Source organism: Nocardioides palaemonis (assembly GCF_018275325.1).
GTDB classification, from domain to species: domain Bacteria; phylum Actinomycetota; class Actinomycetes; order Propionibacteriales; family Nocardioidaceae; genus Nocardioides; species Nocardioides palaemonis.
On record NZ_JAGVQR010000001.1, the window covers coordinates 1965122 to 1988376 of the forward strand.

General features: G+C 73.6%; 20 protein-coding genes. 3 read left to right on the forward strand and 17 right to left on the reverse strand.

The window, feature by feature from the left end; all coding sequences use genetic code 11:
- Nucleotides 1-4 precede the first annotated feature (4 nt).
- The 6 genes from KDN32_RS09650 to KDN32_RS09675 all read right to left on the reverse strand — a co-directional run bounded on the left by KDN32_RS09650 (nucleotide 5) and on the right by KDN32_RS09675 (nucleotide 5838).
- Entirely contained in the window at nucleotides 5-1720 is a 1716-nt protein-coding gene (locus tag KDN32_RS09650; RefSeq protein WP_211731772.1) for a cation:proton antiporter, read from the reverse strand.
- A gap of 469 nt (nucleotides 1721-2189) precedes the next feature.
- Nucleotides 2190-2399 carry a helix-turn-helix domain-containing protein gene (locus tag KDN32_RS09655; RefSeq protein WP_249216400.1) on the reverse strand — a complete coding sequence of 70 codons (210 nt, stop codon included), beginning with the start codon at nucleotides 2397-2399 and terminating at the stop codon, nucleotides 2190-2192.
- A 31-nt stretch (nucleotides 2400-2430) separates the two neighbouring features.
- Nucleotides 2431-2787, reverse strand: a complete 357-nt coding sequence (locus KDN32_RS09660) for a DNA polymerase ligase N-terminal domain-containing protein (RefSeq protein ID WP_211731773.1) — start codon at nucleotides 2785-2787, stop codon at nucleotides 2431-2433.
- A 7-nt stretch (nucleotides 2788-2794) separates the two neighbouring features.
- Nucleotides 2795-4102 carry a phenylacetate--CoA ligase PaaK gene (paaK, locus tag KDN32_RS09665; RefSeq protein WP_211731774.1) on the reverse strand — a complete coding sequence of 436 codons (1308 nt, stop codon included), beginning with the start codon at nucleotides 4100-4102 and terminating at the stop codon, nucleotides 2795-2797.
- 54 nt (nucleotides 4103-4156) lie between these two features.
- Nucleotides 4157-5386: an MFS transporter gene (locus KDN32_RS09670; protein WP_307853900.1), complete on the reverse strand. Its 1230-nt coding sequence runs from the start codon at nucleotides 5384-5386 to the stop codon at nucleotides 4157-4159.
- On the reverse strand, nucleotides 5383-5838 hold the full coding sequence (locus KDN32_RS09675; protein ID WP_211731775.1) for a PaaI family thioesterase: 456 nt from the start codon (nucleotides 5836-5838) through the stop codon (nucleotides 5383-5385). The genes KDN32_RS09670 and KDN32_RS09675 overlap by 4 nt, the downstream gene beginning before the upstream one ends.
- A gap of 67 nt (nucleotides 5839-5905) precedes the next feature.
- Here KDN32_RS09675 and helR point away from each other — a divergent pair, with 67 nt between their 5' ends.
- The gene (helR, locus tag KDN32_RS09680; RefSeq protein WP_211732472.1) at nucleotides 5906-8074 is read left to right on the forward strand and encodes an RNA polymerase recycling motor ATPase HelR; all 2169 of its coding nucleotides are present in this window, start codon (nucleotides 5906-5908) and stop codon (nucleotides 8072-8074) included.
- Here helR and KDN32_RS09685 read toward each other — a convergent pair.
- The 10 genes from KDN32_RS09685 to KDN32_RS09730 are packed head-to-tail and all read right to left on the reverse strand — an operon-like array spanning nucleotide 8064 to nucleotide 19326.
- Nucleotides 8064-8411, reverse strand: a complete 348-nt coding sequence (locus KDN32_RS09685) for an antibiotic biosynthesis monooxygenase family protein (RefSeq protein ID WP_211731776.1) — start codon at nucleotides 8409-8411, stop codon at nucleotides 8064-8066. The two genes, helR and KDN32_RS09685, sit on opposite strands and share 11 nt — an antisense overlap.
- The gene (mmuM, locus tag KDN32_RS09690) at nucleotides 8408-9319 is read right to left on the reverse strand and encodes a homocysteine S-methyltransferase (protein WP_211731777.1); all 912 of its coding nucleotides are present in this window, start codon (nucleotides 9317-9319) and stop codon (nucleotides 8408-8410) included. Before mmuM ends, KDN32_RS09685 begins: the two co-directional genes overlap by 4 nt.
- 12 nt (nucleotides 9320-9331) lie before the next feature.
- On the reverse strand, nucleotides 9332-10465 hold the full coding sequence (locus KDN32_RS09695; RefSeq protein ID WP_211731778.1) for an anhydro-N-acetylmuramic acid kinase: 1134 nt from the start codon (nucleotides 10463-10465) through the stop codon (nucleotides 9332-9334).
- Complete coding sequence (gene murQ, locus KDN32_RS22845) at nucleotides 10462-12306, reverse strand: N-acetylmuramic acid 6-phosphate etherase (protein ID WP_211731779.1); 1845 nt, start codon at nucleotides 12304-12306, stop codon at nucleotides 10462-10464. Before murQ ends, KDN32_RS09695 begins: the two co-directional genes overlap by 4 nt.
- A complete protein-coding gene (locus KDN32_RS09705) occupies nucleotides 12303-13745 on the reverse strand; it encodes a glycoside hydrolase family 3 protein (protein ID WP_211731780.1) in 1443 nt (480 codons plus the stop codon). Before KDN32_RS09705 ends, murQ begins: the two co-directional genes overlap by 4 nt.
- Nucleotides 13742-14626, reverse strand: a complete 885-nt coding sequence (locus KDN32_RS09710; RefSeq protein ID WP_211731781.1) for a carbohydrate ABC transporter permease — start codon at nucleotides 14624-14626, stop codon at nucleotides 13742-13744. Before KDN32_RS09710 ends, KDN32_RS09705 begins: the two co-directional genes overlap by 4 nt.
- Nucleotides 14626-15606, reverse strand: a complete 981-nt coding sequence (locus tag KDN32_RS09715; protein WP_211731782.1) for a carbohydrate ABC transporter permease — start codon at nucleotides 15604-15606, stop codon at nucleotides 14626-14628. The genes KDN32_RS09710 and KDN32_RS09715 overlap by 1 nt, the downstream gene beginning before the upstream one ends.
- Before the next feature lie 5 nt (nucleotides 15607-15611).
- On the reverse strand, nucleotides 15612-16922 hold the full coding sequence (locus KDN32_RS09720; RefSeq protein WP_211731783.1) for a sugar ABC transporter substrate-binding protein: 1311 nt from the start codon (nucleotides 16920-16922) through the stop codon (nucleotides 15612-15614).
- Nucleotides 16919-17692 carry a GntR family transcriptional regulator gene (locus tag KDN32_RS09725; RefSeq protein ID WP_211731784.1) on the reverse strand — a complete coding sequence of 258 codons (774 nt, stop codon included), beginning with the start codon at nucleotides 17690-17692 and terminating at the stop codon, nucleotides 16919-16921. The genes KDN32_RS09720 and KDN32_RS09725 overlap by 4 nt, the downstream gene beginning before the upstream one ends.
- The gene (locus KDN32_RS09730) at nucleotides 17689-19326 is read right to left on the reverse strand and encodes a glycoside hydrolase family 10-like protein (protein WP_211731785.1); all 1638 of its coding nucleotides are present in this window, start codon (nucleotides 19324-19326) and stop codon (nucleotides 17689-17691) included. The genes KDN32_RS09725 and KDN32_RS09730 overlap by 4 nt, the downstream gene beginning before the upstream one ends.
- Before the next feature lie 128 nt (nucleotides 19327-19454).
- Here KDN32_RS09730 and KDN32_RS09735 point away from each other — a divergent pair, with 128 nt between their 5' ends.
- The gene (locus KDN32_RS09735; protein WP_211731786.1) at nucleotides 19455-20246 is read left to right on the forward strand and encodes an Fpg/Nei family DNA glycosylase; all 792 of its coding nucleotides are present in this window, start codon (nucleotides 19455-19457) and stop codon (nucleotides 20244-20246) included.
- A gap of 6 nt (nucleotides 20247-20252) precedes the next feature.
- Here the strand turns inward: KDN32_RS09735 and KDN32_RS09740 are convergent, their stop codons facing one another.
- On the reverse strand, nucleotides 20253-22616 hold the full coding sequence (locus tag KDN32_RS09740) for an ATP-binding cassette domain-containing protein (RefSeq protein ID WP_211731787.1): 2364 nt from the start codon (nucleotides 22614-22616) through the stop codon (nucleotides 20253-20255).
- 156 nt (nucleotides 22617-22772) lie between these two features.
- Here KDN32_RS09740 and KDN32_RS09745 point away from each other — a divergent pair, with 156 nt between their 5' ends.
- Entirely contained in the window at nucleotides 22773-23255 is a 483-nt protein-coding gene (locus tag KDN32_RS09745; RefSeq protein ID WP_211731788.1) for a pyridoxamine 5'-phosphate oxidase family protein, read from the forward strand.

The window sequence follows — 23255 nt, forward strand, 5'->3', positions numbered from 1 at the left end:
CGCGTCAGCCGTTCTCGAGGCGGAGCTCCTGGGCGTCGATCATCTGCGACGCCTGGCGCAGTGCGTCGGTGCTGTAGGCGCCGATCGCCTGCTCCTCGTGGAGCGCGTCGCGCATCCGGGCGACGAACTCGCGGTGCAGCAGGACGCGCTGCGAGGCCTGCGAGAGCGCCTCGGGGGAGTCATCACCGCGGTCGCGGGCCCGGGTGAGCCAGCCGAGCATCTCCTCGGCCACGGCCGGGTCGATCGGGCGGCCGTCGACGACGATCGCGTCCGTGGGGCCGAGTGCGGCGACCGCGCGCGAGGTGATGCCGCCAAAGAGGTCGCGCACCTCGTCGCGGTGGGTGTCGGGGTCGGTGCCGGACACCCCGAGGCGACGGATGACGTAGGGCAGGGTGCCGCCGTAGAGCAGGAGCGACACGACGGCGACCACGAAGGCGACGGTCACCAGCAGCGTGCGGTCGTCGATCTCCTCGCCGATGGTGAGGGCGGCGGCCAGCGTGACGACGCCGCGCATGCCGGCCCACGACAACACGGCTCCACCGCGCGCGGTCACCGGCTCGCTCTCCTGGTAGGCCACGTCCGCGCGGCCGCGCTCCACGCGGCGCCGGAACTGGCCGATGCGACGCTCGCCCCGCGGTCCTTCGAGCCGGGGGCTGGGTCGGTCGGAGAGCGAGTCGACGCGGTCGCTGATCTCGTCGAGGCGCTCACGCATCGCGTCGAGCCTCGGCTGCTGGCGGCGCTCGCTGAGGACCTGCACGCCGACGAACCCGACCCGGAGCACCAGCAGGAGCGCGAGGATGACGGCGGACACCACGGCGACCTGGCCGGGGGTGTTGTTGGAGTTGTCGAGGTCTCGGAGCAGGCCCTCGAGCTGGAGGCCCATCAGCAGGAACACGCCGTTCTCGACGAGGAACTGCAGGGTGAGCCAGTTGGTCCGCTCGGTGAGCCGCTCACGCGCGGTGAAGCGGCGCGCGCCGTGGTGACCGGTGACGAGGCCGGCCACGACGACGGCGACGACGCCCGAGGCCTCGGCCTCCTCGGCGGGGAGGAAGGCGAGGAACGGGACGATGAAGCTGACCGCGGTCATGAGGACCGGGTCGGCCAGGCGGGCGCGCAGCCAGACGGTCGCGTGCCCCACGACGTAGCCGATCACCAGCGCGAGCACGACCGCGCGGACGAAGTCGAAGAGCGCGTCGGTGAGGCTGAAGCCGGCGGTGACGGCGAGGAGGGCCGTGCGCAGGACCACCAGCGCGGAAGCGTCGTTGAGCAGGCTCTCGCCCTCGAGGACGGTCATCAGGCGATGGGGGAGCCCGAGCCGCTTGCCGATCGCGGTGGCGGCGACGGCGTCGGTGGGGCTCACCACCGCGCCGAGGGCGACCCCGGCGGCGAACGAGACGCCCGGGACGAGCAGGTGGACCACGGCGCCGACGGCGAGCGCGGACACCACGACGAGGGTCACCGACAGCCACGTGATCATCCCGAAGCTGCGGCGCAGGTCGAGGACCGGCACCTGGACCGCGGTGGCGTAGAGCAGCGGCGGCAGCGCGCCGACCAGGATCCAGTCCGGCTCGAGGACGAACTCCGGCGTGCTCGGCACCAGGCTGAACACGATCCCGACGACCAGCAGCACGAGCGGCGTCGCGATGCCGGTGCGCCGCGACAGCACCGCCGCGACCACGATGGCCATGAGCGCCGCGATGGCGAGGGTCAGCAGCTCCACGTGGTCAGGGTAGGTGGGGGTGGGGCGTGGTAACAGCGGTGTAGTTCTCGGGGGTGCTGCCGGATCCGCTATCTGACATAATGTCAGTTATCGGCGGTATTGCTCGGGCGGGCGATCCCCGGCTGACCGGGGATCGCTGAACATGTCAGGCCGTGCATGCCCTGACATGTTCAGCGAGAGCCTGACCGACCTGAACCCTGGAGAACGCCGCTGGGAGAACGCCGCTGGGAGAACGCCGCTGGGAGAACGCCGCTGGGAGAACGCCGCTGGGAGAACGCCGCTGGGAGAACGCCGCTGGGAGAACGCCGCTGGGAGAACGCCGCTGGGAGAACGCCGCTGGGAGAACGCCGCTGGGAGAACGCCGACGGGAGAACGCCGACGGGATTGGTCAGAAGACCGTGGAGTCCCTGCGTCACCTGGTGGCACCAGGGCTTCACGATCGCAGCAACTGACATAACGTGACGCCCGCTCAGGCGAACTTGCCGTACTTCTTGTGCATCGCCTGCTTGCTCACGCCCAGCATCGTGCCGATCTCGGCCCAGCTGAAGCCGTGGATCCGGGCGCGGCGCACGGCGACGGCCTCGGCCGCGGCGAGCTCGTGCTTGGCGCGGGCGATGCGCATGAGCTCCTCGAGAGGGCTCTCCTCCCCCGGCTCCTCGGCGTCGACAGCGGTCCCCATGCGTCAACCATGATTGACGAAGGACGGAAAGTCAACCCTTGTTGACGGACTGGTCCTGGACGAGGTGCAGCAGCCACTGGGTGCCGCCGGTGTGGATCAGCGCGAAGCGACGGGTCGAGGTCCGGCCGGACAGCACGAACAGCAGCCGGCGGTCCGTGCGGTCCTCGAGGGTCCACGTGCCGGTGTCGGCGATGGACTTGTGCTCGTCCTCGAAGTCGACGTGGTCGAGCTCGTGGTCGTCGACGGCGATCGCCAGGCGGTCGTGCGCCGGGTCGTCGGGCAGCCCCTTCGGCACCGCCCAGCTGCGGAGCACGCCGTCCTCCTCGAGTCGCAGGTCGAAGTGCGGGCTCGGGCGACGGTGGTCGTGCAGCACGAAACGGGACGGCACCGGCCGATCAGTCCTTCGGCCGCTCGTCGACGATCCGGCGCATCTTGCCGACCGACCGCTCGATGCCGAACGGCTCGACGACCTCCACCTCGACGCTCACGCCGATCATCCGCTTCACCAGGTCGGCCACGTGGCGTCCGGCGGCGTCGCCCACCTCGGTGCCGACGTGCTCGCGGCGCTCGATCCGGACGGTGAGCGTGTCGAGGTTGCCCGCGCGACGGCGTACGCACTGGAAGTGCGGGGTGAGCTCGGGGACGCCCAGGACGAGCTCCTCGATCTGCGTCGGGAACAGGTTGACCCCGCGCAGGATGATCATGTCGTCGGTGCGGCCGGTGATCTTCTCGATCCGGCGCATCGGGCGCATCGACCCCGGCAGCAACCGCGTCAGGTCGCGCGTGCGGTAGCGCAGGACCGGCATCGCCTCCTTGGTCAGCGAGGTCAGGACGAGCTCGCCCTCCTCGCCGTCCGGCAGCACCTCGCCGGTCGTCGGGTCGATGATCTCCGGGTAGAAGTGGTCCTCCCAGACGTGCAGTCCGTCCTTGGTCTCCACGCACTCCTGCGCGACGCCGGGGCCGATGATCTCCGAGAGGCCGTAGATGTCGACGGCGTGCATGTCGAGGCGCTCCTCGATCGCCCGGCGCATCTCGTCGGTCCAGGGCTCGGCGCCGAAGATGCCGACGCGCAGCGAGCTCGCGCGCGGATCGAGGCCCCGGCGCTCCATCTCGTCGACGATGTTGAGCATGTAGGACGGCGTCACCATGATCACCGCCGGCCGGAAGTCCTCGATCAGCTGGACCTGCCGCTCGGTCATCCCGCCGGAGACCGGCACGACGGTGCAGCCGAGCTTCTCGGCGCCGGCGTGCGCGCCGAGCCCGCCGGTGAAGAGCCCGTAGCCGTACGCGTTGTGCAGCACGTCGCCCGGTCGTCCGCCCGCGGCCCGGATCGAGCGCGCCACGACGGTCGCCCAGACGTCGAGGTCGGCGCGGGTGTAGCCCACGACGGTCGGCTTGCCGGTGGTGCCGGACGAGGCGTGCAGGCGCACCACCTCCTCGCGCGGCACGGCGAACATCCCGAACGGGTAGTTCTGCCGCAGCGTCTCCTTCGTGGTGAACGGCAGCCGCGCCAGGTCGGACAGCTCCCGGATCTCCCGCGGGTCGACCCCGGCGTCGTCGAGGGCGGCGCGGTAGTGCGCGACGTTGTCGTACGCGTGGCGCACCGACCAGCGCAGCCGGTCGAGCTGGACGCTGCGCAGCTCGTCGACGGAGACCTGCTCGATCGGGTCGAGCCGGTCGTCGGGTGGGATCGCTGCGGGCACGGGCGTCCTCCTGCTCGGTTTCCTGACCTCCCGGTCAGCATGTCACCGATGGGATCAGCCGGCACCCACCGGCGCGCGCACCGAGCGGAACGGTGACGCGGCCAGGGCGACGGCCACGAGCGCGAAGACCACGACCGCGGCAGCGAGCACCACGCGTACGCCGAGGGCGTCCGCGAGCAGGCCGGCGACGGGGGCGACGACCACGATGACGGCGCGGTTGGCCGAGCGCAGCGTGGTGTTGGTGCGGGCCTGGAGTTCGTCGGGCGTCACCAGCTGGCGATAGCTCATCTCGTGGGAGTTGCTCGCGCCCATCGCCAGCCCGAAGAGCGCCTGTCCGGCGGCCAGCACGGCGAAGGCGCCCGTCGCGGAGCCGACGCCGCCGGCGAGCAGCATCACCGCGATCCCGCAGGTCGTCACGACGTGGCAGGCGATGATCGTGCGGCCCGTGCCCAGCCGCCTCCCCACGGCGGTCGTGATCGACGCACCGACGAGCGCCCCGACTCCCCCGGCCGCACCGACCAGGCCGAAGCGGGCCGCCGAGAGGTCGAGCGTGACGAGGGCGTACGGCGCGAGGACGACGCCGACGATCGCGCTGCCGACGAACCACCCGTGGGTGACGAGGGCGAGGGTGCGCAGCCCGGACGGTCCGTAGGCCCAGCGCAACCCCTCGGCGACGTCCGCGAGGAGCCCGCGGACCGTGACGCCGGTCCGGGCCGGCGGCTCGTCGACCCTGATCCGGCGCAGCGTGAGCGCGGAGAAGAGGTAGGTCAGCGCGTCGACGACCACGGTGAGCGGCGCGCCGACGGTGCTCACCAGCAGCCCGCCGAGTGCCGGCCCCGCGGTCGACGACACCGCGTCGGCCCCGTCGATGCGGGCGTGCGCCCGCTGCAGGTCGGCGCCGTCGACGAGACGGGGCAGGAACGACATCGACGCAGCCATGTTGACCACGGCGGCGGTGCCGTAGGCCACCACGACCACCAGCAGCACCGGCAGCGACAGCGCGTCGAGCCACCACAGCAGCGGGATCGTGAGCAGCAGCACGGCCTGCAGGAGGTCGGTGCCGACCATCAGCGGGAGCCGGCGCCGGCCGTCGACGAGCGCACCGACGAGCAGCCCGACCACGAGGTACGGCAACCAGCGCGCGGCGTTGAGCCAGCCGACGTCGCCGGCCGTGCCGTCGAGGGTCAGCAGCACGAGCGCCTGGAGCGCGAGCAGGGTGACGTTGGTGCCCATGCCGGACACGGCGTCGGCCCGCCAGTAGCGGGCGAAGTCGGCCGAGATCACCCGAGCCGGCGCACCTGGTAGGTGCCGGTCGTGGTGGCGACCACCTCGCCGGACGTGTCGGTGAGCGTCGCCTCGAGCACGAACTCGCCCCTGCCGGTGGCGAGCGCGTCGCGCCGCACCCGTTCGGCGTCCGCGGGCGACAGCGTGGCCTCGGCGCGTACGACGCCGAGTGCGGGCCGGCGGAACCGGATGGTCGACTCCTTGACCAGCGGCACGAACCCGGCGAGCTCGTCCTCGAGGTCGAACGTCGCCAGCGCGAGGACCCCGCCGAGCATCTCGGCCACGCTGTAGAGCGAGCCCGCGTAGGTGACGCCGAAGTGGTTGCGGTTGGGCTCCGCGGGCAGCTCGGCGACGGCGTGCCCGGCAGCGACCTCGACCAGCCGGACACCCATCGCGTCGAGGATCGGGACGGAGGAGACGGACGCGGCCCGCACCGCCGCTGCTTCCTCCACTCTCAACGTATAGGCCATCAGGGGGCTTGCCGCAAGGCCCCGGGGAGGCCCCACACTGCACGGCGTGATGCACCCGGACACCTTCCCCTTCGCCCTGCCCGACGCCCTCTCCGCCAAGTCCGACCCCGCCCTGATCGACGCCGACCGGGAACACTTCCGCGCCCTCGGCGCCAGCCTCCGCGACGCGGTCGCCGACCTCGAGGCGAGCCTCGCCGAGGTCCGGCGCGCGCCCGCCCGGTACGGCACCGCAGCCCTCGAGCGCGACCAGGAGGTGCACCGGGTGTCCGCCCGGCTGCGCGCCCTGCGCCGCTACGACCTCGACCTCTGCCTCGGCCGCGTCGTGCACGCCGACCGGGACGAGGTGACCTACGTCGGGCGGTTCGGGCTCGCCGCCCGCGACGGGCGGCGACTGCTGGTCGACTGGCGCTCCCCCGCCGCCGAGCCGTTCTTCGCCGCCACCCACGCCCGGCCGCACGGGCTCGCGAGCCGTCGCCGCTACCGCTGGACCGGCGGACGGATCGTCGACTTCTGGGACGAGGCGTTCACCGAGGAGGCGTTGAGCCACACGGCGGCCCTCGACGACCAGTCGGCGTTCGTCGCCACGCTCGGCGGCAGCCGCACCGCTCGGATGCGCGACGTGCTCGGCACCATCCAGGCCGACCAGGACGCGATCGTCCGGGCGCCGTCGAGCGGGGCGCTGGTCGTGGACGGCGGGCCGGGCACCGGCAAGACGGTCGTCGCGCTGCACCGCACCGCGTACCTGCTCTACGCGGACCCGCGGCTGGGCCACCGCCGCGGCGGCGTGCTGTTCGTCGGTCCGCACCAGCCCTACCTGGCCTACGTCGGCGACGTGCTGCCCAGTCTCGGTGAGGAGGGCGTGCGGACCTGCACGCTGCACGACCTCGTGCCGGAGGCGGCGACCGCCACGCCCGAGGACGACGACCGCGTGGCGGCGCTCAAGGCCGACCTGCGGATGGTTGCCGCGATCGAGCCCGCCGCCGCGCTCTACGAGGAGCCGCCGACCGAGCCGCTGCTCGTCGAGACGCCGTGGGGCGACCTCCTGCTCTCGGCGCAGGACTGGGCGGAGGCGTTCGACGCCCCCGACCCCGGGACCCCGCACAACCTCGCCCGCGACGACGTGTGGGACGAGGTCCTCACCATCCTCGTCGACCGCGCCGACGGGCTCGACGAGGTGGGTCCCGACGACCTCCGGACGGTCCTCGACCGGCACCGCGGACTGCGCGACGCGTTCGACCGCGCGTGGCCGCTGCTCGAGCACACCGACCTGGTCGGTGACCTGTGGACCGTTCCGGCGTACCTGCGCCACTGCGCTCCCTGGCTCGCGCCCGACGAGGTCCGCGCGCTGCGGCGCAGCGACCCCGAGGCGTGGACCCACGCCGACCTGCCGCTGCTCGACGCCGCCCGGATGCGGCTCGGCGACCCCGAGGCGTCGCGCCGGCGTCGCCGGGCGCGGGCCGCCGAGGCCCGCGAGCGCGCCCGGATGGACGAGGTGGTCGACGACCTCCGCACGACCGCCCGGGAGACGGGGGCGGACGAGTTCGGCGAGGGGCTGGTGACGATGCTCGTCCACGACGACCTGCAGACCGCGCTGGTCGACGACGGCGCCCTGCCCGACGAGGACGCCGACCCGCTGTCCCAGCCGTTCGCGCACGTCGTCGTCGACGAGGCGCAGGAGCTCACCGACGCGGAGTGGGCGATGGTGCTGCGGCGCTGCCCGTCGCGCAGCCTCACCATCGTGGGCGACCGCGCGCAGGCGCGTCACGGTTTCGACGGGACGTGGGCCGAGCGGCTCGCGCGGGTCGGGCTGCCGGCCACCACGGTGATGCCGCTGACGGTCAACTACCGCACGCCCGCCGAGGTGATGACGGCCGCCGAGCCGGTGATCCGCGCCGCGCTCCCGGAGGCCAACGTCCCCACGTCGGTGCGCGAGAGCGGGATCCCGGTGCGCCACGGCGCCGCCGGCGACCTCGACGCCGTCGTGGCGGGGTGGCTGGACTCCCACGCCGAGGGCACCGCGGTCGTGATCGGTGCGGGAACTGACGATCGCTGGGGCCCTCGGGTGCGCGCGCTCACGCCGGTCCTGGCGAAGGGGCTCGAGTTCGACCTCGTCGTCCTCGTGCAGCCGGACCGGCTCGGCGACGGCGTCACCGGCGCCGTCGACCGCTACGTCGCGATGACCCGCGCGACGCAGGAGCTGGTGGTGCTCAGCGGCTGACCTCGTCGCGCACGAACGCGCTGGCGTAGGACGTGGTGCCGACCGCGATCGAGTACTCCTCGTAGTAGTCGGAGATCCCGTTGCGCTGGGCCGCGCGGTGGCGCGGGTGTTCGCGCCACCCGCGGTGGCTCTCCTCGTCGGAGAACGTCACGATCGTGGCCCGCTCGCCGTCGTCGGCGACGAACGTCTTGGTCTCGACGAAGCCGGGCATCGAGCGGGCCAGGTCGGCCACGACCTCGAGCTCGGCGGCATAGGCCTCGCGTGCAGGCTCGCGCAGCCGGTTGCGGAACACCGTGACGACCTGTCCGGTGTGCGGTCGGGTGCGGTCGGCGGTCACCGGCCGAGTGTCGCACGCAGGGCGGACACGTCCTCGGGCCCGACCCGGCAGCAGCCGCCGACCAGACGGGCCCCGTCGGCGACCCAGGACGCCACGTCGGCGGGATCGAACGCGGACTCCCCCGTCCAGGCGCGCGCCTGCGCGTCCCACCCCTGGCCGGAGTTGGGGTAGACCACGGCAGGGCCCCGCTCCCTCGCCAGCGCGACGACGGCGGTGGCGTCGGACGGGGTGGTGCAGTTGACTCCGACGGCGAGGACCTCGGCGACGTCGGCCGCCATCGCGAACGCCTCGGCGAGCGGTTCGCCGGCGCGGGTGCGGTCGCCGGCCACGGAGAGCGACAGCCACGCCGGCACGCCGGTGCCGTCGAGCTCGGCCAGCACGGCCTCCACCTCGGCCAGGCACGGGACGGTCTCGACGGCGAGGACGTCGGCCCCCTCCCCCACGGTCGCGGCCAGCACCTCCAGGCGTGGACGGTGGAACGCGCGCAGCCCGGCCACGTCGAGGTCGTAGTCACCGCGGTACTCCGACCCGTCGGCGAGCACCGCGCCGTACGGTCCGACCGAGGCGGCGACCCAGCCGCCGGGGGCCACGGCGTCACGGGCGGACGCCGCGAGCGCGACGCTGCGGCGCAGCAACCGGGTGACCTCCCCGGCGTCGACGCCGTCGGAGCCGAAGCCCTCGTAGGACACCTGGTAGGACGCGGTCGTCGCGACCTCGGCGCCGGCCTCGAAGAACTCGCGGTGCGCGGCCTCGACCGCGTCCGGGTCGTCGCGCAGCAGGCGGGCCGACCAGAGGTGCGAGGACAGGTCGTGGCCGTGTCGTTCGAGCAGCGTGGCCAGGCCGCCGTCGAGGACGACGGGTCGTTCGGCGACGGTGTCACGCAGGGAGGGACGGGCGGGGGCGCTCATGCCCCGATCGTCTCACCGCCGCAGGCGCAGCCGGCTCGGCGTGCCGGCCGTGGACGGTGGCAGTGCGAGGCCGCGCCGTCCGGGGCTGAACCGGCCGGCCACCCGGGCGGGGTGCGCACCCGTGGAGACGGGCACGCCGTGCCAGGACAGGAACCCCAGCAGGCACCACAGCACGGCCTCCTTGCCGTCCGCCGGCAGGCCGTGGGCCTCGCTCCGGACGAGCGGCACGTCACCGAGATGGCGCTGGAGCGCGGCCATGAGGACCGGGTTGGCGGTGCCGCCACCCGAGGCGACGACCTCGACGGGACGCGCATGGAGCACCGCGTCGGCGACCGTGGCGGCGGTCAGCTCGACCAGCGTGGCCTGCACGTCCGGCCACGGCTGACCGTCGAGCTGCCCGTCGAGCCACGCCGCCGAGAACACCTCGCGCCCGGTCGAGGTGCCCGCCCCCGGCTGGAGGTGGGGGTGGCGGAGCAGGCGCGCCAGCAGCTCGTGGTCGACCCGCCCGCGGGCGGCCAGGGCGCCGTCGCGGTCGAACGGCTCGCCCGTCACCCGCTCCGCCACCACGTCGAGCAGGCAGTTGGCCGGGCCCGTGTCGCGGGCGGCGGCGCCGGTGGGCCCGACGACGGTGATGTTGGCGATCCCGCCGAGGTTGAGCGCCGCGCGGACGTCGCCGCCCGCGAGCCACAGGGCGTCGAGCACGACTGCGAGCGGTGCGCCGTGGCCTCCCGCGGCCACGTCGGCGGTCCGCAGGTCGCTCACGACCGGCAACCCGGTGGCCTCGGCCACCCAGGCCGGCTGCCCGAGCTGGAGGGTGGTCAGGCACCGCTCCCCGACCACCTCGTGGTGGACGGTCTGACCGGGCGACACGACCAGGTCGGGCCGGACCGGCGCGTCCTCGCACGCGGCACGGGCGACGGCCGCCACGGCCTGTCCGACCGCCGCGTCGAGCAGCGCGAGGTCGCGCGCGGTGGTCACCGCCGGCGGCAGCACCGCGAGGGCCTGCTCGCGGACACCGTCGGGCCAGGGCGCGGCCGAGGTCGAGAGCACCTCGGCCTCGACGACCCCGTCGTCGAGCGACAGGTCGACCAGCCCGACGTCGAGCCCGTCGGCCGAGGTGCCCGACGCGACGGAGAGGACAATCACGACGTGGCCCGCACCAGAGGCCGCGCGAGCTCGACGGCCACGCGGGCCCGGCCCCCGCCCTCGGACAGCAGCCGGTCGGCCTCGGTCGCGTCGACCCCGGCCAGCACGGCGACCAGGGCGGTCTTGGTGCGCCAGCCGGAGGCCTCGAGCGCCGCGAGGGCGGTCGGGTCGTCGACCCCGGCGGCCTCGCGGACGATCCGGCGCGCGCGGCGGCGCAGCTTCTCGTTGGACGCGGCGACGTCGACCATCCACGCGCCGTAGGCGTGGCCTGCACCGACCATGGCGCCCGTCGAGACGACGTTGAGCACGATCTTCTGCGCCGTGCCTGCCTTCAGCCGGGTCGAGCCGCCGAGCACCTCGGGGCCGGTCAGCACCTCCACGGCGACGTCGGCGGCCGCTGCGACCGGGCTGTGCGGGTTGTTGACCACCGCGACGGTGGCGGCACCGGCGGCGCGGGCGTGCTCGAGCGCCGCGAGGACGTACGGCGTGCGACCCGACGCCGTGATCCCGACGACCAGGTCGCGCGCGGTGAGCCCGCGCGCGTCGAGGTCGGCGACGGCGGAGCCGCGGTCGTCCTCGGCACCCTCGACCGCCTGGGTGGCGGCGCCCTCGCCACCGGCGGTGAGCGCCACGACCTGGTCGGGCGTCACACCGAAGGTCGGTGGGCACTCGGCGGCGTCGACCGCGGCCAGCCGACCGGGGGTCCCGGCCCCGACGTAGAGCAGGCGTCCGCCGGAGGTCAGCGCGCCGCGGGCGAGGTCGACGGCCCGGGCGAGCGCCGGGGCCGCGGCGGAGAGCGCCGCCGGGACCGTCGCCTCGGCGTCGAGGAGCACCTGCACGAGCTGATCGGCGTCGTAGGTGTCGAGGTCAGCGAGGTCCGGGCGGCTCTGCTCGGTGGCGAGCACGTCGACGTCATCGACCGACGAGGTGCGCGGCGCGGCGACGTGGATCGGGCCGCAGCGGACCACCGCCTCCTCGTGGGGCAGGTCGGTGAGCTGGGCCAGCAGGAGGGCACCGGCAGCGGGGTCACCCGCGGCGCCGACCAGGTGCACCTCTGCCGGCCACGTCGGGCTGGCGGCGGCCGCGAGCCCGCCCACCAGCGCGAGCTCGGGCACACCGGCCGCCTGCACGGCGCTGGTGCCGAGCTCGACCCAGCTCGCGAGCGCGCGGGCGACGACGTCGGCAGCGGCCTGGTCGTCCTCCGCCGCGGCGGCGAGGACGTCGGGCGCGAAGGTCGCGGTCGTGCGGGCGGTGCTGCCCGCCGCGGCGAGCGTGGCCGGCAGTGCCTGGAGGTCGCCGAAGCGCGCGGTGGCCGCAGCGGTCAGAGCCGTCGCCGGCCCCCGTCCCTCACGGTGCATCAGCACCGCGCGCAGTCCCTCGCGACCGATCCACGCGCCGCTGCCGTCGTCCCCGAGCCAGGGTCCCCAGCCGTCGACCTGCGTGCGACGCCCGCCTGCGTCGACGGCGAGCGCGACGACGCCGGTCCCGAGCGCGAGGACGGCGCCGGGGCGCCCGCCGAGGGCGCCGACGTGGGCGGCGACTGAGTCGGACGTCACCGCGGTCCGGGCGCCGGGGAGCGCCTCGGCCAGGGCACGTGCGAGCTCGCGCGCCGCGGCAGGAGCGGCCTCGGCGCCGGCCGCCCCGACGGCGACCGCCTGGACGGCGACCGCCTGGACGCTGCCGGACCGCGGCAGCTCGTCGAGCACGGCGAGGACCGCCCGCAGCGCGGCCTCGACGCCACCGTGCTCGGCCAGCCCGGGCGCACCGGTCCCGGCGGCCTCGATGCCCGCGTCCGTGCGGGCGCGGCAGCCGGTCTTCCCGAGGTCGACCCCGACGATCACATGTCCTCCTGCGTGTCCGTGACGAGTGCGTGGCGCACGGCGAGGGCGGCGGCGCGCCCCCCGGCGTGGCTGGTGAGCTGGTGGGTGGCGGGCGGCGCGTGCGGGTCGTCGGGCCCCAGGTGGACGACGAGCGTGTCGGCACGCTCGGCCAGGACGGCCTCGACGACGGCCCGGCTGCGCGGCCCGCTGCGCCCCTCGACCGCGACGACCGGTCGGCCCTCGCGTCCGCGCACGTGGCGCAGCGCGGCGTCGGGGTCGTCGACCGCCACCACGTCGTCGAGGTGGCGGGCCAGCTGGGACGGACGGGTGCCCGCCGCGTACGCGGTCTCGCTGGGCGCGAGCAGCACCGGGACGCCGGGCGCGAGGCCGACGTCGCCGCGGCGCGACAGCGCCGCGCCGGCCGCACGGACGCCGAGCGCGAGGGCCTCGGCGTCGGTCGGAGCAGCTCCGGGGGCCGGCATCCGCAGCGCTGAGACCCGGGCGGCCGCCTCCTCGAGCCGCTCGCCCGGGACGCCGAGCGCGATCGCGTCGACGAGCTCGCGGGCGGCGGCCTCGTCGTCGTAGCGCTCGGGGAAGACCGGGTTGCCGACGCACACGAGGTCGACACCGGCCCGCAGCGCGGCGGCGGCGCCGCCGGCACGTCCGACGCGGGCGCTGAGCGCCTTCATGTCGATCGCGTCTGTCATCACGACGCCGTCGAACCCGAGCTCGTCACGCAGCAGCCCGAGGACTCGCGGCGACGTGGTCGACGGCTGGTCGTCGAGGGCGCGGACGACGACGTGGGCCGTCATCACGCAGTCGACACCGGCCTCGACCGCGGCGGCGAACGGCGCGAGGTCCCGTCGCCGCCAGGTGGCCTCGTCCACGTCGAGCTCGGGCAGCGTCAGGTGGGAGTCGGTGCGGGTGGCGCCGTGGCCGGGGAAGTGCTTGGCGCACGCCGCCGCTCCCCCGGCGTGCAGGCCGCGCACGAACGCCGCGGCGTGGCGGGCCACCAGGTCGGGGTCGGCGCCGAACGAGCGCTCCCCGATCACCGGGTTGTCGGGCTCGGAAGCGACGTCGGCCACCGGCCCGAGCACCACGTCGACGCCGAGCGCGCGGGCTCGTGCGCCGAGCCCGCGGGCGACCTCGGCGGTCACCGCGACGTCGTCGAGCGCGCCCAGGGTCGCGTGTCCGGGCCACGGTGAGCCGGCGGCCACGTCGAGCCGCGTGACGGTGCCGCCCTCCTCGTCGGAGGTGACCAGCACGCCCGGCCGGACCGCGTGGAGGGAGTCGGTGAGGGCCCGGACCTGCTCGGGATCGGCGACGTTCTGGCCGAACAGGCACACGCCCGCGAGGCCGTCGTCGAGCAGGTCGAGGAGCCAGGGCGGTGCGGTCGTGCCGTCGAAGCCGGGGACCAGGACCGCGGCCGCCAGCCGGCGCAGCGTGGGGTCGATGCTCATCCCTTCACCGCCCCCGCGACCATGCCCTCGGAGAGCCGCTTCTGGACGACGATGAAGAAGATCATGACCGGGACGGTGATCAGGGTGGAGCCGGCCATGACCGAGCCCCAGTCGGTGCCGTACTGGGTGAAGAACTGGCGCAGGCCCGCGGCGACGGTGAACTTGTCCTCGTCGTCGAGGAAGGTGATCGCGAAGACGAACTCGTTCCACGCCGTGATGAAGGAGAAGACGCTCGTCGCGACCAGACCGGGTCCGACGAGCGGGAACAGCACCGACCAGAACATCCGCGGCCACGACGCGCCGTCGAGGTAGGCCGCCTCCTCCAGCTCGGGCGGCACAGCCGCGACGAACCCGCGCAGCATCCAGATCGCGAAGGGCAGCGAGAAGGCGACGTAGACGACCATCAGGGCGATGAGGCTGTTGAGCTGGCCGAGCGAGCTGACCTGGATGAACAGCGGGATCACCAGTGCCTCCAGCGGCACCATCTGCACGACCAGCACGAGCACCAGCACGGTGGTGCGCAGCCGGAACCGGAAGCGGGCCACGGCGACCGCGGCCAGCAGGGCGAGCAGGCCGCTGACCACGACGGTCCCGAGCCCGACCGCGAGCGAGTTGAGCAGGTAGCGCCCGAAGCCGCCCTCGCCGAGCACGAAGGAGAAGTTCGCGAGCGACAGGTCCGACGGCAGCAGGGCGCGCGAGCCGTCGTTGGCGCGGCTGTCGAAGGCGGTGGAGACCATGATCAGCACCGGGAAGATGCTGAAGGCCAGCACCACCACGAAGCCGAGGCCCTCGGCCAGGCGGACCGCCGGGCGCTTGCGCACCCTGGGCGGGCGGGCACCTGTCGCGGCCGGCGCGGTGCCGGTCGTGGTGAGGGCGCTCATCAGAGCTCCTTCTGCTTGAAGAGGGTGCGGAGGTAGACGCTGGTGACCGCCAGCAGCAGCACGGTGAGGACGACCGCGACGGCCGCGCCGTAGCCGAACCGGTTCTGCGAGATGCCCTCGAGGTAGGACCACGTCCCGAGGTTGAGCAGGTCGCGGTCGGTGCCGGACCCGCCGGGCATGAGGTAGATCTGGGTGAAGACCTTGAAGTCCCAGATGGTCGAGAGCACGACGACCACGGCGAAGATCGGCTTCATGATCGGGTACGTGATGTGCCAGAAGCGTCGCCACGGCCCGGCGCCGTCGATGGCGGCCGACTCCAGCACCTCCTTGGGCACGGTGAGCAGCCCTGCCAGCACCGTCACCGCGACGAACGGGAACCCGTGGTGCACCACGTTGAGCGTCGCGATGGAGTAGAACGCGAGCCGGTCGGTGAACCAGTTGGTGGTGTCCGGGTCGGCGAGGCCGACCGAGGACAGCAGGCGCATCACCATGCCGTCGCTGGTGTCGAAGACGTAGACCCAGACGTACGTCCCGCTGACCGCGGGCATCGCCCACGCCGCCATGATCGCGGTGGTCAGCACGCCGCGGCCCCACGGCCCGAGCCGGGCGAGCAGCAGCGCGACGAGGGTGCCGACCACGACCGTGAGCACCACGCACACCGCGGCGAACACCACCGTGTTGGGCAGGGCGGTGCGCCACAGCGTGGGGTTGGTGAGGATCTCGGCGAAGTTGTCGAGCCCGGTCCAGTGGAAGCCGCCCTCGCGCAGCTCGCGCAGGCCGAAGTCCTGCACGGACAGGGAGAAGACCCACAGGAGCGGGTAGACCAGCAGGCCGCCCACGACGAGGAGCGCGGGCGCCAGCAGCGCCCACGGCAGCCACCCGGGGGTGAGCCCCCGGTGGCGCCGCGGGGGCGGTGTCGGTGCCGCCGGAGTCGTGTCCCGGCGCGCGGTGTCGTCGTGGACGACCTGCTGGGTGGTCATGCGGGTCAGCTGCCCTTCTGGAAGATGTCGTCCATCTCGTCGGCGGCGGCCGAGCTCGCCTCCTCGACGCTCGCGTCGCCGGAGAGGATGCTCTGGAGCATCGCCGAGACGGTCTTCTTGCCCTGCACCTGGCCGTAGAGCGGGGTCACCGGGACCGACTTGCCGGCCTCCGAGAACTGCTCGGCGAAGGGGGCGACCACGGGGTCGTCGGAGCCCGCGACGTCGGCGACGAGGTCGTTGGTGCCGGGGAAGAACCCGGTCTGCTCGCCCCACTCCGCGCCGTACTCGCCCGTGCTCATCAGGCGCACCAGCGCGAAGGCGAGGTCGGCGTCGTCGGTGGTGTCGAACACGCCGAGGTGCGAGCCGCCGAGGAACGACGGCGACAGGCCACCGTCCGGGCCGGGGATCCGGAAGGCGCCGATCTTGCCCTCGAGGTCGGGGTTGGCCTCGACGAGCGCGGCCGGCGTCCAGCTGCCGGCGATCATCATCGCGACGTCGCCGCGGCTGAAGGCGTCGGACAGGTCGGCCTCGTCCCACGTCGTGGCGGCCGGGGTGGAGAAGCCGTGCTCGGTGGCGAGGCCGGTGTAGAAGGAGATGCCCTCCTGCGCCTCCGTGGAGTCGATCTGGGAGGTCCAGGTGCCGCCCTCGTCGGTCGCGACCTCGCCGCCGTTGCCCCAGACCCACGGGTAGAGGCCGTACTCGCTGTCGCCCGGGACCGGGAAGGTGATCATGTCCGGGTTGGCCTTCTTCAGCGTCTCCCCCACCTCGACCAGCTCGTCCCACGAGGTCGGCGGCTCGACGCCGGCGTCCTCGAAGACGTCGGTGCGGTAGATCACGGAGCGGACGCCGGCGTACCACGGCATGCCGTAGAGGCCGCCGTCGACGGTCCCGGCCTCCTGCAGCCCGGCGACCAGGTCGCCGTCCAGCCCGGCCTCGGAGACGGCGTCGGTGAGGTCGACGAGCGCTCCGGCGTCGGCGAACTCTGGCGTCCAGGTGGTGCCGACCTCGGCCACGTCGGGCGTGGTGCCGCCGGCGATGGCCTTGACGAACTTGTCGTGCGCGTCGGCCCACGGCACCATCTGCACGTCCAGCTCGGCGCCGGTCTCCTCCTCGAACGCCTTGCCCAGGTCGTCGAAGTAGGTCGTCGCGTCGGCGTTGGTGCCCTCCATGATCCACACGTCGAGGGTCTTGCCGCTGCCGTCGACGTCACCGCCGGCGTTGTCGATCTCGGTGTCGCCGCCGCCGGTGCCGCCCGCGCAGCCCGCGCTCAGCAGGGCGAGGGCCGCCAGGGCGGCCGCTGTGCGTCGTTGCCTCATGCCGTTCCTTCTTTCGTCCGAGTGGTGTCGACCGGGTCCGCCGGCGACGGGGGGAAGATGTCGACGACGATCCGGTAGCGGTCGCCGCGGTAGGTGGAGCGGACGAACTCCGCGACCCGGCCGTCGGCCAGTCGCGAGGTCCGCTCGAAGAGGAAGACGGGGTCGCCGGGTGCGACGCCGAGCAGCCCGGCCTCCTCGTCGGGCACGAGCGCCGGCTCGACGCTCTGGGTGCCGGACACGACGCGCGTGCCGTAGCGCTGCTCGAGGAGGTCGTAGAACGATGCCCCCTCGAGGTCCGCGCCGGTGAGGCCGGGCGCGACGCTCGCCGGGACGTGCAGGTCCTCCAGCGCCATCGGTACGTCGTCGGCGAGGCGCAGGCGTCGCACGCGCAGCACCTCGGTCTGGGCCGGCACGCCGAGCACGGCCGCGAGCATGGTGCCCGCGGGCGCCAGGCGCGTCGACACGGTGTGGCTGTCCGGCCGCAGCCCGCGCGAGCGCATGTCCTCGGAGAACGACGACACCGCCAGGCGCTGAGAGACCTTCTCCTGGCCGGCCACGAACGTCCCCGAGCCGGGCCGGCGGACCAGTCGCCCGTCGGCGACGAGGGTGTCGATGGCGCGGCGCAGCGTCATCCGGGCGACGCCGAGCTCCTGGGCCAGGACCCGCTCCGCAGGGAGCAGGTCACCGGGACCGAGGCTGCGCAGCCGCTCGTCGATGGCGGCGCGGAGCTGCTCCTGCTTGGAGCCGTCGGCGCGTTCGAGGGTGGTCATCGCCCGCCCTTCGTGGGGTGGTGGTGGCGGTGGGTGGTGCGCGAGGCCGGGCGGCTCTCGCGGTGAGCCCGGTCGAGGGCGGTCACGACGTACGTCGTGGTGGCGCCCGCGCGCGCCCCCGTCCAGGAGGTCGAGCCGTCCGCGACGACGGCGACGAGGTGCGCGGCGTCGGCGAGGTCGCACGCCGAGGCGCGGCGGCCGGGGACGGCGTAGACGGCGTAGCGCTCGGCGCCGCGGACCGCGCGCCAGTCGACCCGCACGGCGTCGCGGCCCTCGTGGACCCGCAGGTGGTGGACGCCGCTCGGCGCCCGACCGGGGACGTCCTCGGTGACCGGCAGGAGGGCCGGGCGTGAGTAGTGGTCGGCCTGGACGAGGTCCATGTGGCCGAGCCGGTTGGCCCGGACGTCCTTGGCGGAGAAGTAGATGTCGCCGTCGACCTCGGGCACGTCGCGGTTGAAGGTGAGGTGGCGGCTCATCTCCCCGGGCTCGAGCCACGCCGGCGACTGGGCCGGGGTGACGCCGACCTTGTAGGTGGCCTGGCCGACGTAGAGCTGGACGTCGGTGTCGCGGACCTGGTCGGCCCACCACGGCACCAGGACGGCGTAGTCGGCGACGGCGAAGCCGATGTTCCAGTAGACCTGCGGCGCGACGTAGTCGAGCCACTCCTCGCGCACCCAGCGGCGGGTGTCGGCGTAGAGGTCGTCGTAGGTCTCGGCGCCGGCCTGGGTGGCCGAGCCCTCGGGGTCGGTGCCGGCGTTGCGCCACACCGCGAACGGCGAGACGCCGAAGAGCACCCACGGCTTCGCGGCGTGGATCCGCTGGTCGAGCCCCTCGACCAGCAGGTCGGTGTTGTACCGGCGCCAGTCGGCGCGACCCTCGACCGTGTCGGGGAAGCCCGCGCCGTGGGCGGCGAACGTCGCGTCGTCCGGGAAGTCCTGGCCGGCGACCGGGTAGGGGTAGAAGTAGTCGTCGAAGTGCACGCCGTCGACGTCGTAGCGCTCGACGACCTCGAGGATCACCCGTGTGGTGAGCTCGCGGACCTCGGGCAGCCCGGGGTCGTAGTAGAGCTTGCCGCCGTACTTCACCACCCAGTCCGGGTGCTGCGCGGCGGGGCTGCCGGGGTCCAGCGCGCTGCGATCGGTGTCCATCGCCACGCGGTAGGGGTTGAACCAGGCGTGCAGCTCGAGGCCACGCTCGTGCGCCGCGCGCACCGCGAAGGCGAGCGGGTCCCAGCCGGGGTCGGCGCCGGGCGTGCCGGTGAGGTAGCGCGACCACGGCTCGAGGTCGCTCGGCCAGAAGGTGTCGGCGGTCGGTCGCACCTGGAGGACGACGGCGTTGAGCCCGCGGGCGGCGGCCTGGTCGTACAGAGCGACCAGCTCGTCGCGCTGCTGCTGGGCCGTGAGGCCGGGCTTCGATGGCCAGTCGATGTTGACGACGCTCGCGATCCAGTCGGCGCGCATCTGCCGCTTCGGCGTGGCCGCGGACGGTGCGCAGTCTCCGTGCCCGTGTCCGCCGCCCGGGTGGCGGGCGGCGGTACCAGCAGGGGCGGCGCCCGGAACGGCCAGGCAGAGGCCGGCGGCGAGGACGGTGGCGGTGGTGAGCGAGGATGCTGGCCCGAGCAGGCGCATGGTCATGGAGGTCCCTTCCCGAGATAGACCTTTGGTCTAGTCCAAACCTCCACCGAACCGCGTCGAGTTGTCAACCCCCGCGCCGTCCCGCCCCTCCGGGTGGGAGTCTTGGCGCGGCTCGGCAGGATCGACCCGTGCCAGAGGGACACACCATCCACCGCCTCGCGCGACGTCACGCGCGCCTCCTCGGTGGGCAGCGAGTCACCGCCGACAGCCCGCAGGGCCGCTTCGAGGACGGTGCGAGGCTGCTCGACGGTCGCGTCCTGGACGCGACGGACGCCTGGGGCAAGCACCTCTTCCACCGCTACGACGACCTCTGGCTGCACGTGCACCTCGGGCTCTACGGCAAGTTCCGTGACGGCGCACTGCCCGCTCCCCCGCCCCGCGGCGCGCTCCGGCTGCGCCTGCTCGGCGAGGCGTCGTGGCTCGAGCTGCGGGGGCCGACGGCGTGCGAGGTCCTGACCGACGCCGAGCGGAGGGTGGTGCTCGACCGGCTCGGCCCGGACCCGCTGCGGCGCCGTCCCGACGTCGACGCCTTCGTCGACCGCGTACGCCGCAGCCGGGCTCCGATCGGCCGCATGCTGATGGACCAGGCGGTCATCGCTGGCGTGGGCAACATCTACCGCGCCGAGGTGCTCTTCCGGCAGCGGATCGACCCGTTCCTGCCCGGCCGGCAGGTCGAGGAGTCCCTGGTGCTCGCGGTGTGGGACGACCTGGTCGGCCTGCTGCGCGCCGGCGTCCGGGCCGGGCGGATCGTCACGACCCACCCGGAGGACCGCGAGCGGCCGTCAGGGCGCCCGCGTCGCGTCGACGCCCACTACGTCTACGGCCGCGCCGCCTTGCCGTGTCGGGTCTGCGCGACGCCGGTGCAGGACGCCCTGGTCGCGGCCCGGCGGCTGTTCTGGTGCCCGGTCTGCCAGGCCTGACCGGGCTCAGGCGCCGACGTAGTCCTTGAGGTGCTTGCCGGTGAGGGTGGGCTCCCCCGAGGCGACCATGTCGGCGGGCGTGCCCTCGAAGACGACGGTGCCGCCGTCGTGGCCGGCGCCCGGGCCGAGGTCGATGATCCAGTCGGCGTGCGCCATCACGGCCTGGTGGTGCTCGATGACGATGACCGACTTGCCGGAGTCGACGAGCCGGTCGAGGAGGCCGAGCAGGTTCTCGACGTCGGCGAGGTGGAGGCCGGTCGTGGGCTCGTCGAGGACGTAGACGTCGCCCTTGTCCCCCATCTGCACGGCGAGCTTGAGGCGCTGGCGCTCGCCCCCGGAGAGCGTGGTGAGCGGCTGGCCGAGGGTGATGTAGCCGAGCCCGACGTCGACGAGCCGGTCGAGCACCTTCACCGCGGCGGGGATCTTGGCCTCGCCCTCGCTGAAGTGCGCGAGCGCGTCGTCGACGGACATCTCGTGGACCTCGGCGATGTCCTTGCCGCCGAGCGTGTGCTCGAGGACCTCGGCCTTGAACCGACGCCCCTCGCACTCCTCGCACGGCGACTCCACGGTGGCCATCGGCCCGAGCTCGGTGAAGATCACCCCGGCGCCGTTGCAGGTCGAGCACGCGCCCTCGGAGTTGGAGCTGAAGAGGGCGGGCTTCACGCCGTTGGCCTTCGCGAACGCCTTGCGGATCGGCTCGAGCAGGCCGGTGTAGGTCGCGGGGTTGCTGCGCCGCGAGCCCTTGATCGCGCCCTGGTCGATGACGATGACGTCCTCGCGCCCGGCCAGGGAGCCGTGGATGAGCGAGCTCTTTCCCGACCCGGCGACCCCGGTGACGACCGTGAGCAGGCCGAGCGGCACGTCGACGTCGACGTCCTTGAGGTTGTGGGTGCTCGCGCCGCGGACCTCGATCGCGCCGCTCGCGGAGCGGACGGACTCCTTGAGCCGCGCCCGGTCGTCGAGGTGCTTCCCGGTGGTGGTGCCGCTGGCACGCAGGCCGTCGACGTCGCCCTCGAAGCAGACCGTGCCGCCGCCGGAGCCGGCGCCGGGGCCGATGTCGACGACGTGGTCGGCGATCGCGATCGTCTCGGGCTTGTGCTCGACCACGAGCACGGTGTTGCCCTTGTCGCGCAGCTGGAGCAGCAGGTCGTTCATCCGCTCGATGTCGTGCGGGTGCAGCCCGATGGTGGGCTCGTCGAAGACGTAGGTGACGTCGGTGAGCGGGGAGCCGAGGTGGCGGATCATCTTGGTGCGCTGGGCCTCACCGCCTGACAGCGTGCCGGCGGGTCGGTCGAGCGAGAGGTAGCCCAGGCCGATCTCGGAGAACGAGTCGAGCAGGTGCTGCAGGCCCTTGAGCAGCGGGCCGACCGACGGCTCGTCGAGGTCGCGCACCCACGCGGCGAGGTCGCTGATCTGCATCGCGCACAGGTCGGCGATCGACTTGCCGTTGATCGTCGACGACCGGGCCTCGGGCGTCAGGCGGGTGCCGTCGCACTCGGGGCAGGTCTGGAAGGTGACCGCGCGCTCGACGAAGCGCCGCACGTGGGGCTGCATCGCCTCGGGGTCCTTCGACAGCATCGACTTCTGGATCTGCGGGATCATCCCGGTGAAGGTGAGGTTGACCCCCTCGACCTTGAGCTTGGTCGGCTCCGACCACAGCATCGTCTCGAGCTGCTTCTTGGTGAAGGAGCGGATCGGCTTGTCCATCGGCAGGCCCATGCCCTCGAACAGCCGGCCGTACCACCCGTCCATCGAGTAGCCCGGCACCGTGAGCGCGCCGTCGCGCAGCGACTTGTCCTCGTCGTAGAGGGCGGTGAGGTCGATGTCGTTGACCTTGCCCATGCCCTCGCAGCGCGGGCACATGCCGCCGAGGTAGACCTCCTGCTTGGCCACCCGCCGCAGGGTGCGCCCGCCCTTCTCGGTGGTCATCATCCCGCTGGCCTTGCGGGTCGGGACGTTGAAGGAGTACGCCGTCGGCGGCCCGACGTATGGGTCGCCGAGCCGGCTGAAGAGGATCCGCAGCATCGCGTTGGCGTCCGTGGCGGTGCCGACGGTCGAGCGCGGGTTGGCGCCCATCCGCTCCTGGTCGACGATGATCGCGGTGGTGAGGCCCTCGAGGTGGTCGACGTCCGGCCGCGCGAGGGTCGGCATGAAGCCCTGCACGAAGGCGCTGTAGGTCTCGTTGATCAGCCGCTGCGACTCCGCGGCGATGGTCGCGAAGACCAGCGAGCTCTTGCCCGACCCGGAGACCCCGGTGAAGACGGTGAGCCGCCGCTTGGGCAGGTCGACGTCGACGTCCTTGAGGTTGTTCTCCCGCGCGCCCTGCACGCGGATCACGTCGTGGTCGTCGGCGGCGTGTGTCGTCGTCATGGCGTGCTGTCTCCCCTGTGTGCTCGCGTCCCGCGCTCCCGTGGCTGCGGGTCATCCTGCCAGTTCGACGACCGGCGGAGCGTCGGTGTGACCGGCCCCGGTGACCGCCCGTGCGGATGGTGTGTCCCGGCCCGGACGCGTGCGAGTGTCGAGGGCATGACCGACCACGACGACCAGCTCGGGACCGTTGCCGAGATCATGCGCAAGACCGACATCGCGGTGCTCACGTACGTGTCGCTCGAGGGGGCGCTCGTGTCGACGCCGATGGGCACCCAGGACTTCGAGGAGCCGGCCACCACGTGGTTCCTCACCGAGGCCAGCTCGGACAAGGCCCGGGCGATCGAGGCGGACCCGCGGGTCAACGTGGCCTACTCCAGCAAGGCGGGCTGGGTCTCGCTGTCCGGCACGGCGCGGGTCAGCCGGGACCGCGACAAGCTGCACGAGCTGTGGGACGCATCGGCCGGCGCCTTCATGAGCGGCGGTCCGGACGACCCGGACAACGTGCTGCTCGAGATCGACGGCGCGACCGCGGAGTACTGGGAGTCGCCGGGCAAGGTCACCGCGGTGGTGCAGATGGCCAAGGGCCTGCTGCAGGACTCCCGTCCCGACCTCGGCGACAACGACACCGTCATCCTCTGA

Excerpts from the sequence above, each read along its gene's own strand:
- KDN32_RS09715 (WP_211731782.1), bottom strand. The coding sequence starts at position 15,606 with ATGACCACCCAGCAGGTCGTCCACGACGACACCGCGCGCCGGGACACG.
- KDN32_RS09720 (WP_211731783.1), bottom strand. The coding sequence starts at position 16,922 with ATGAGGCAACGACGCACAGCGGCCGCCCTGGCGGCCCTCGCCCTGCTG.
- KDN32_RS09730 (WP_211731785.1), bottom strand. The coding sequence starts at position 19,326 with ATGACCATGCGCCTGCTCGGGCCAGCATCCTCGCTCACCACCGCCACC.
- KDN32_RS09745 (WP_211731788.1), top strand. The coding sequence starts at position 22,773 with ATGACCGACCACGACGACCAGCTCGGGACCGTTGCCGAGATCATGCGC.
- mmuM (WP_211731777.1), bottom strand. The coding sequence starts at position 9,319 with ATGAGCGCCCCCGCCCGTCCCTCCCTGCGTGACACCGTCGCCGAACGA.
- KDN32_RS09710 (WP_211731781.1), bottom strand. The coding sequence starts at position 14,626 with ATGAGCGCCCTCACCACGACCGGCACCGCGCCGGCCGCGACAGGTGCC.
- KDN32_RS09655 (WP_249216400.1), bottom strand. The coding sequence starts at position 2,399 with ATGGGGACCGCTGTCGACGCCGAGGAGCCGGGGGAGGAGAGCCCTCTC.
- KDN32_RS09725 (WP_211731784.1), bottom strand. The coding sequence starts at position 17,692 with ATGACCACCCTCGAACGCGCCGACGGCTCCAAGCAGGAGCAGCTCCGC.
- KDN32_RS09705 (WP_211731780.1), bottom strand. The coding sequence starts at position 13,745 with ATGAGCATCGACCCCACGCTGCGCCGGCTGGCGGCCGCGGTCCTGGTC.
- KDN32_RS09740 (WP_211731787.1), bottom strand. The coding sequence starts at position 22,616 with ATGACGACGACACACGCCGCCGACGACCACGACGTGATCCGCGTGCAG.
- helR (WP_211732472.1), top strand. The coding sequence starts at position 5,906 with ATGCACCCGGACACCTTCCCCTTCGCCCTGCCCGACGCCCTCTCCGCC.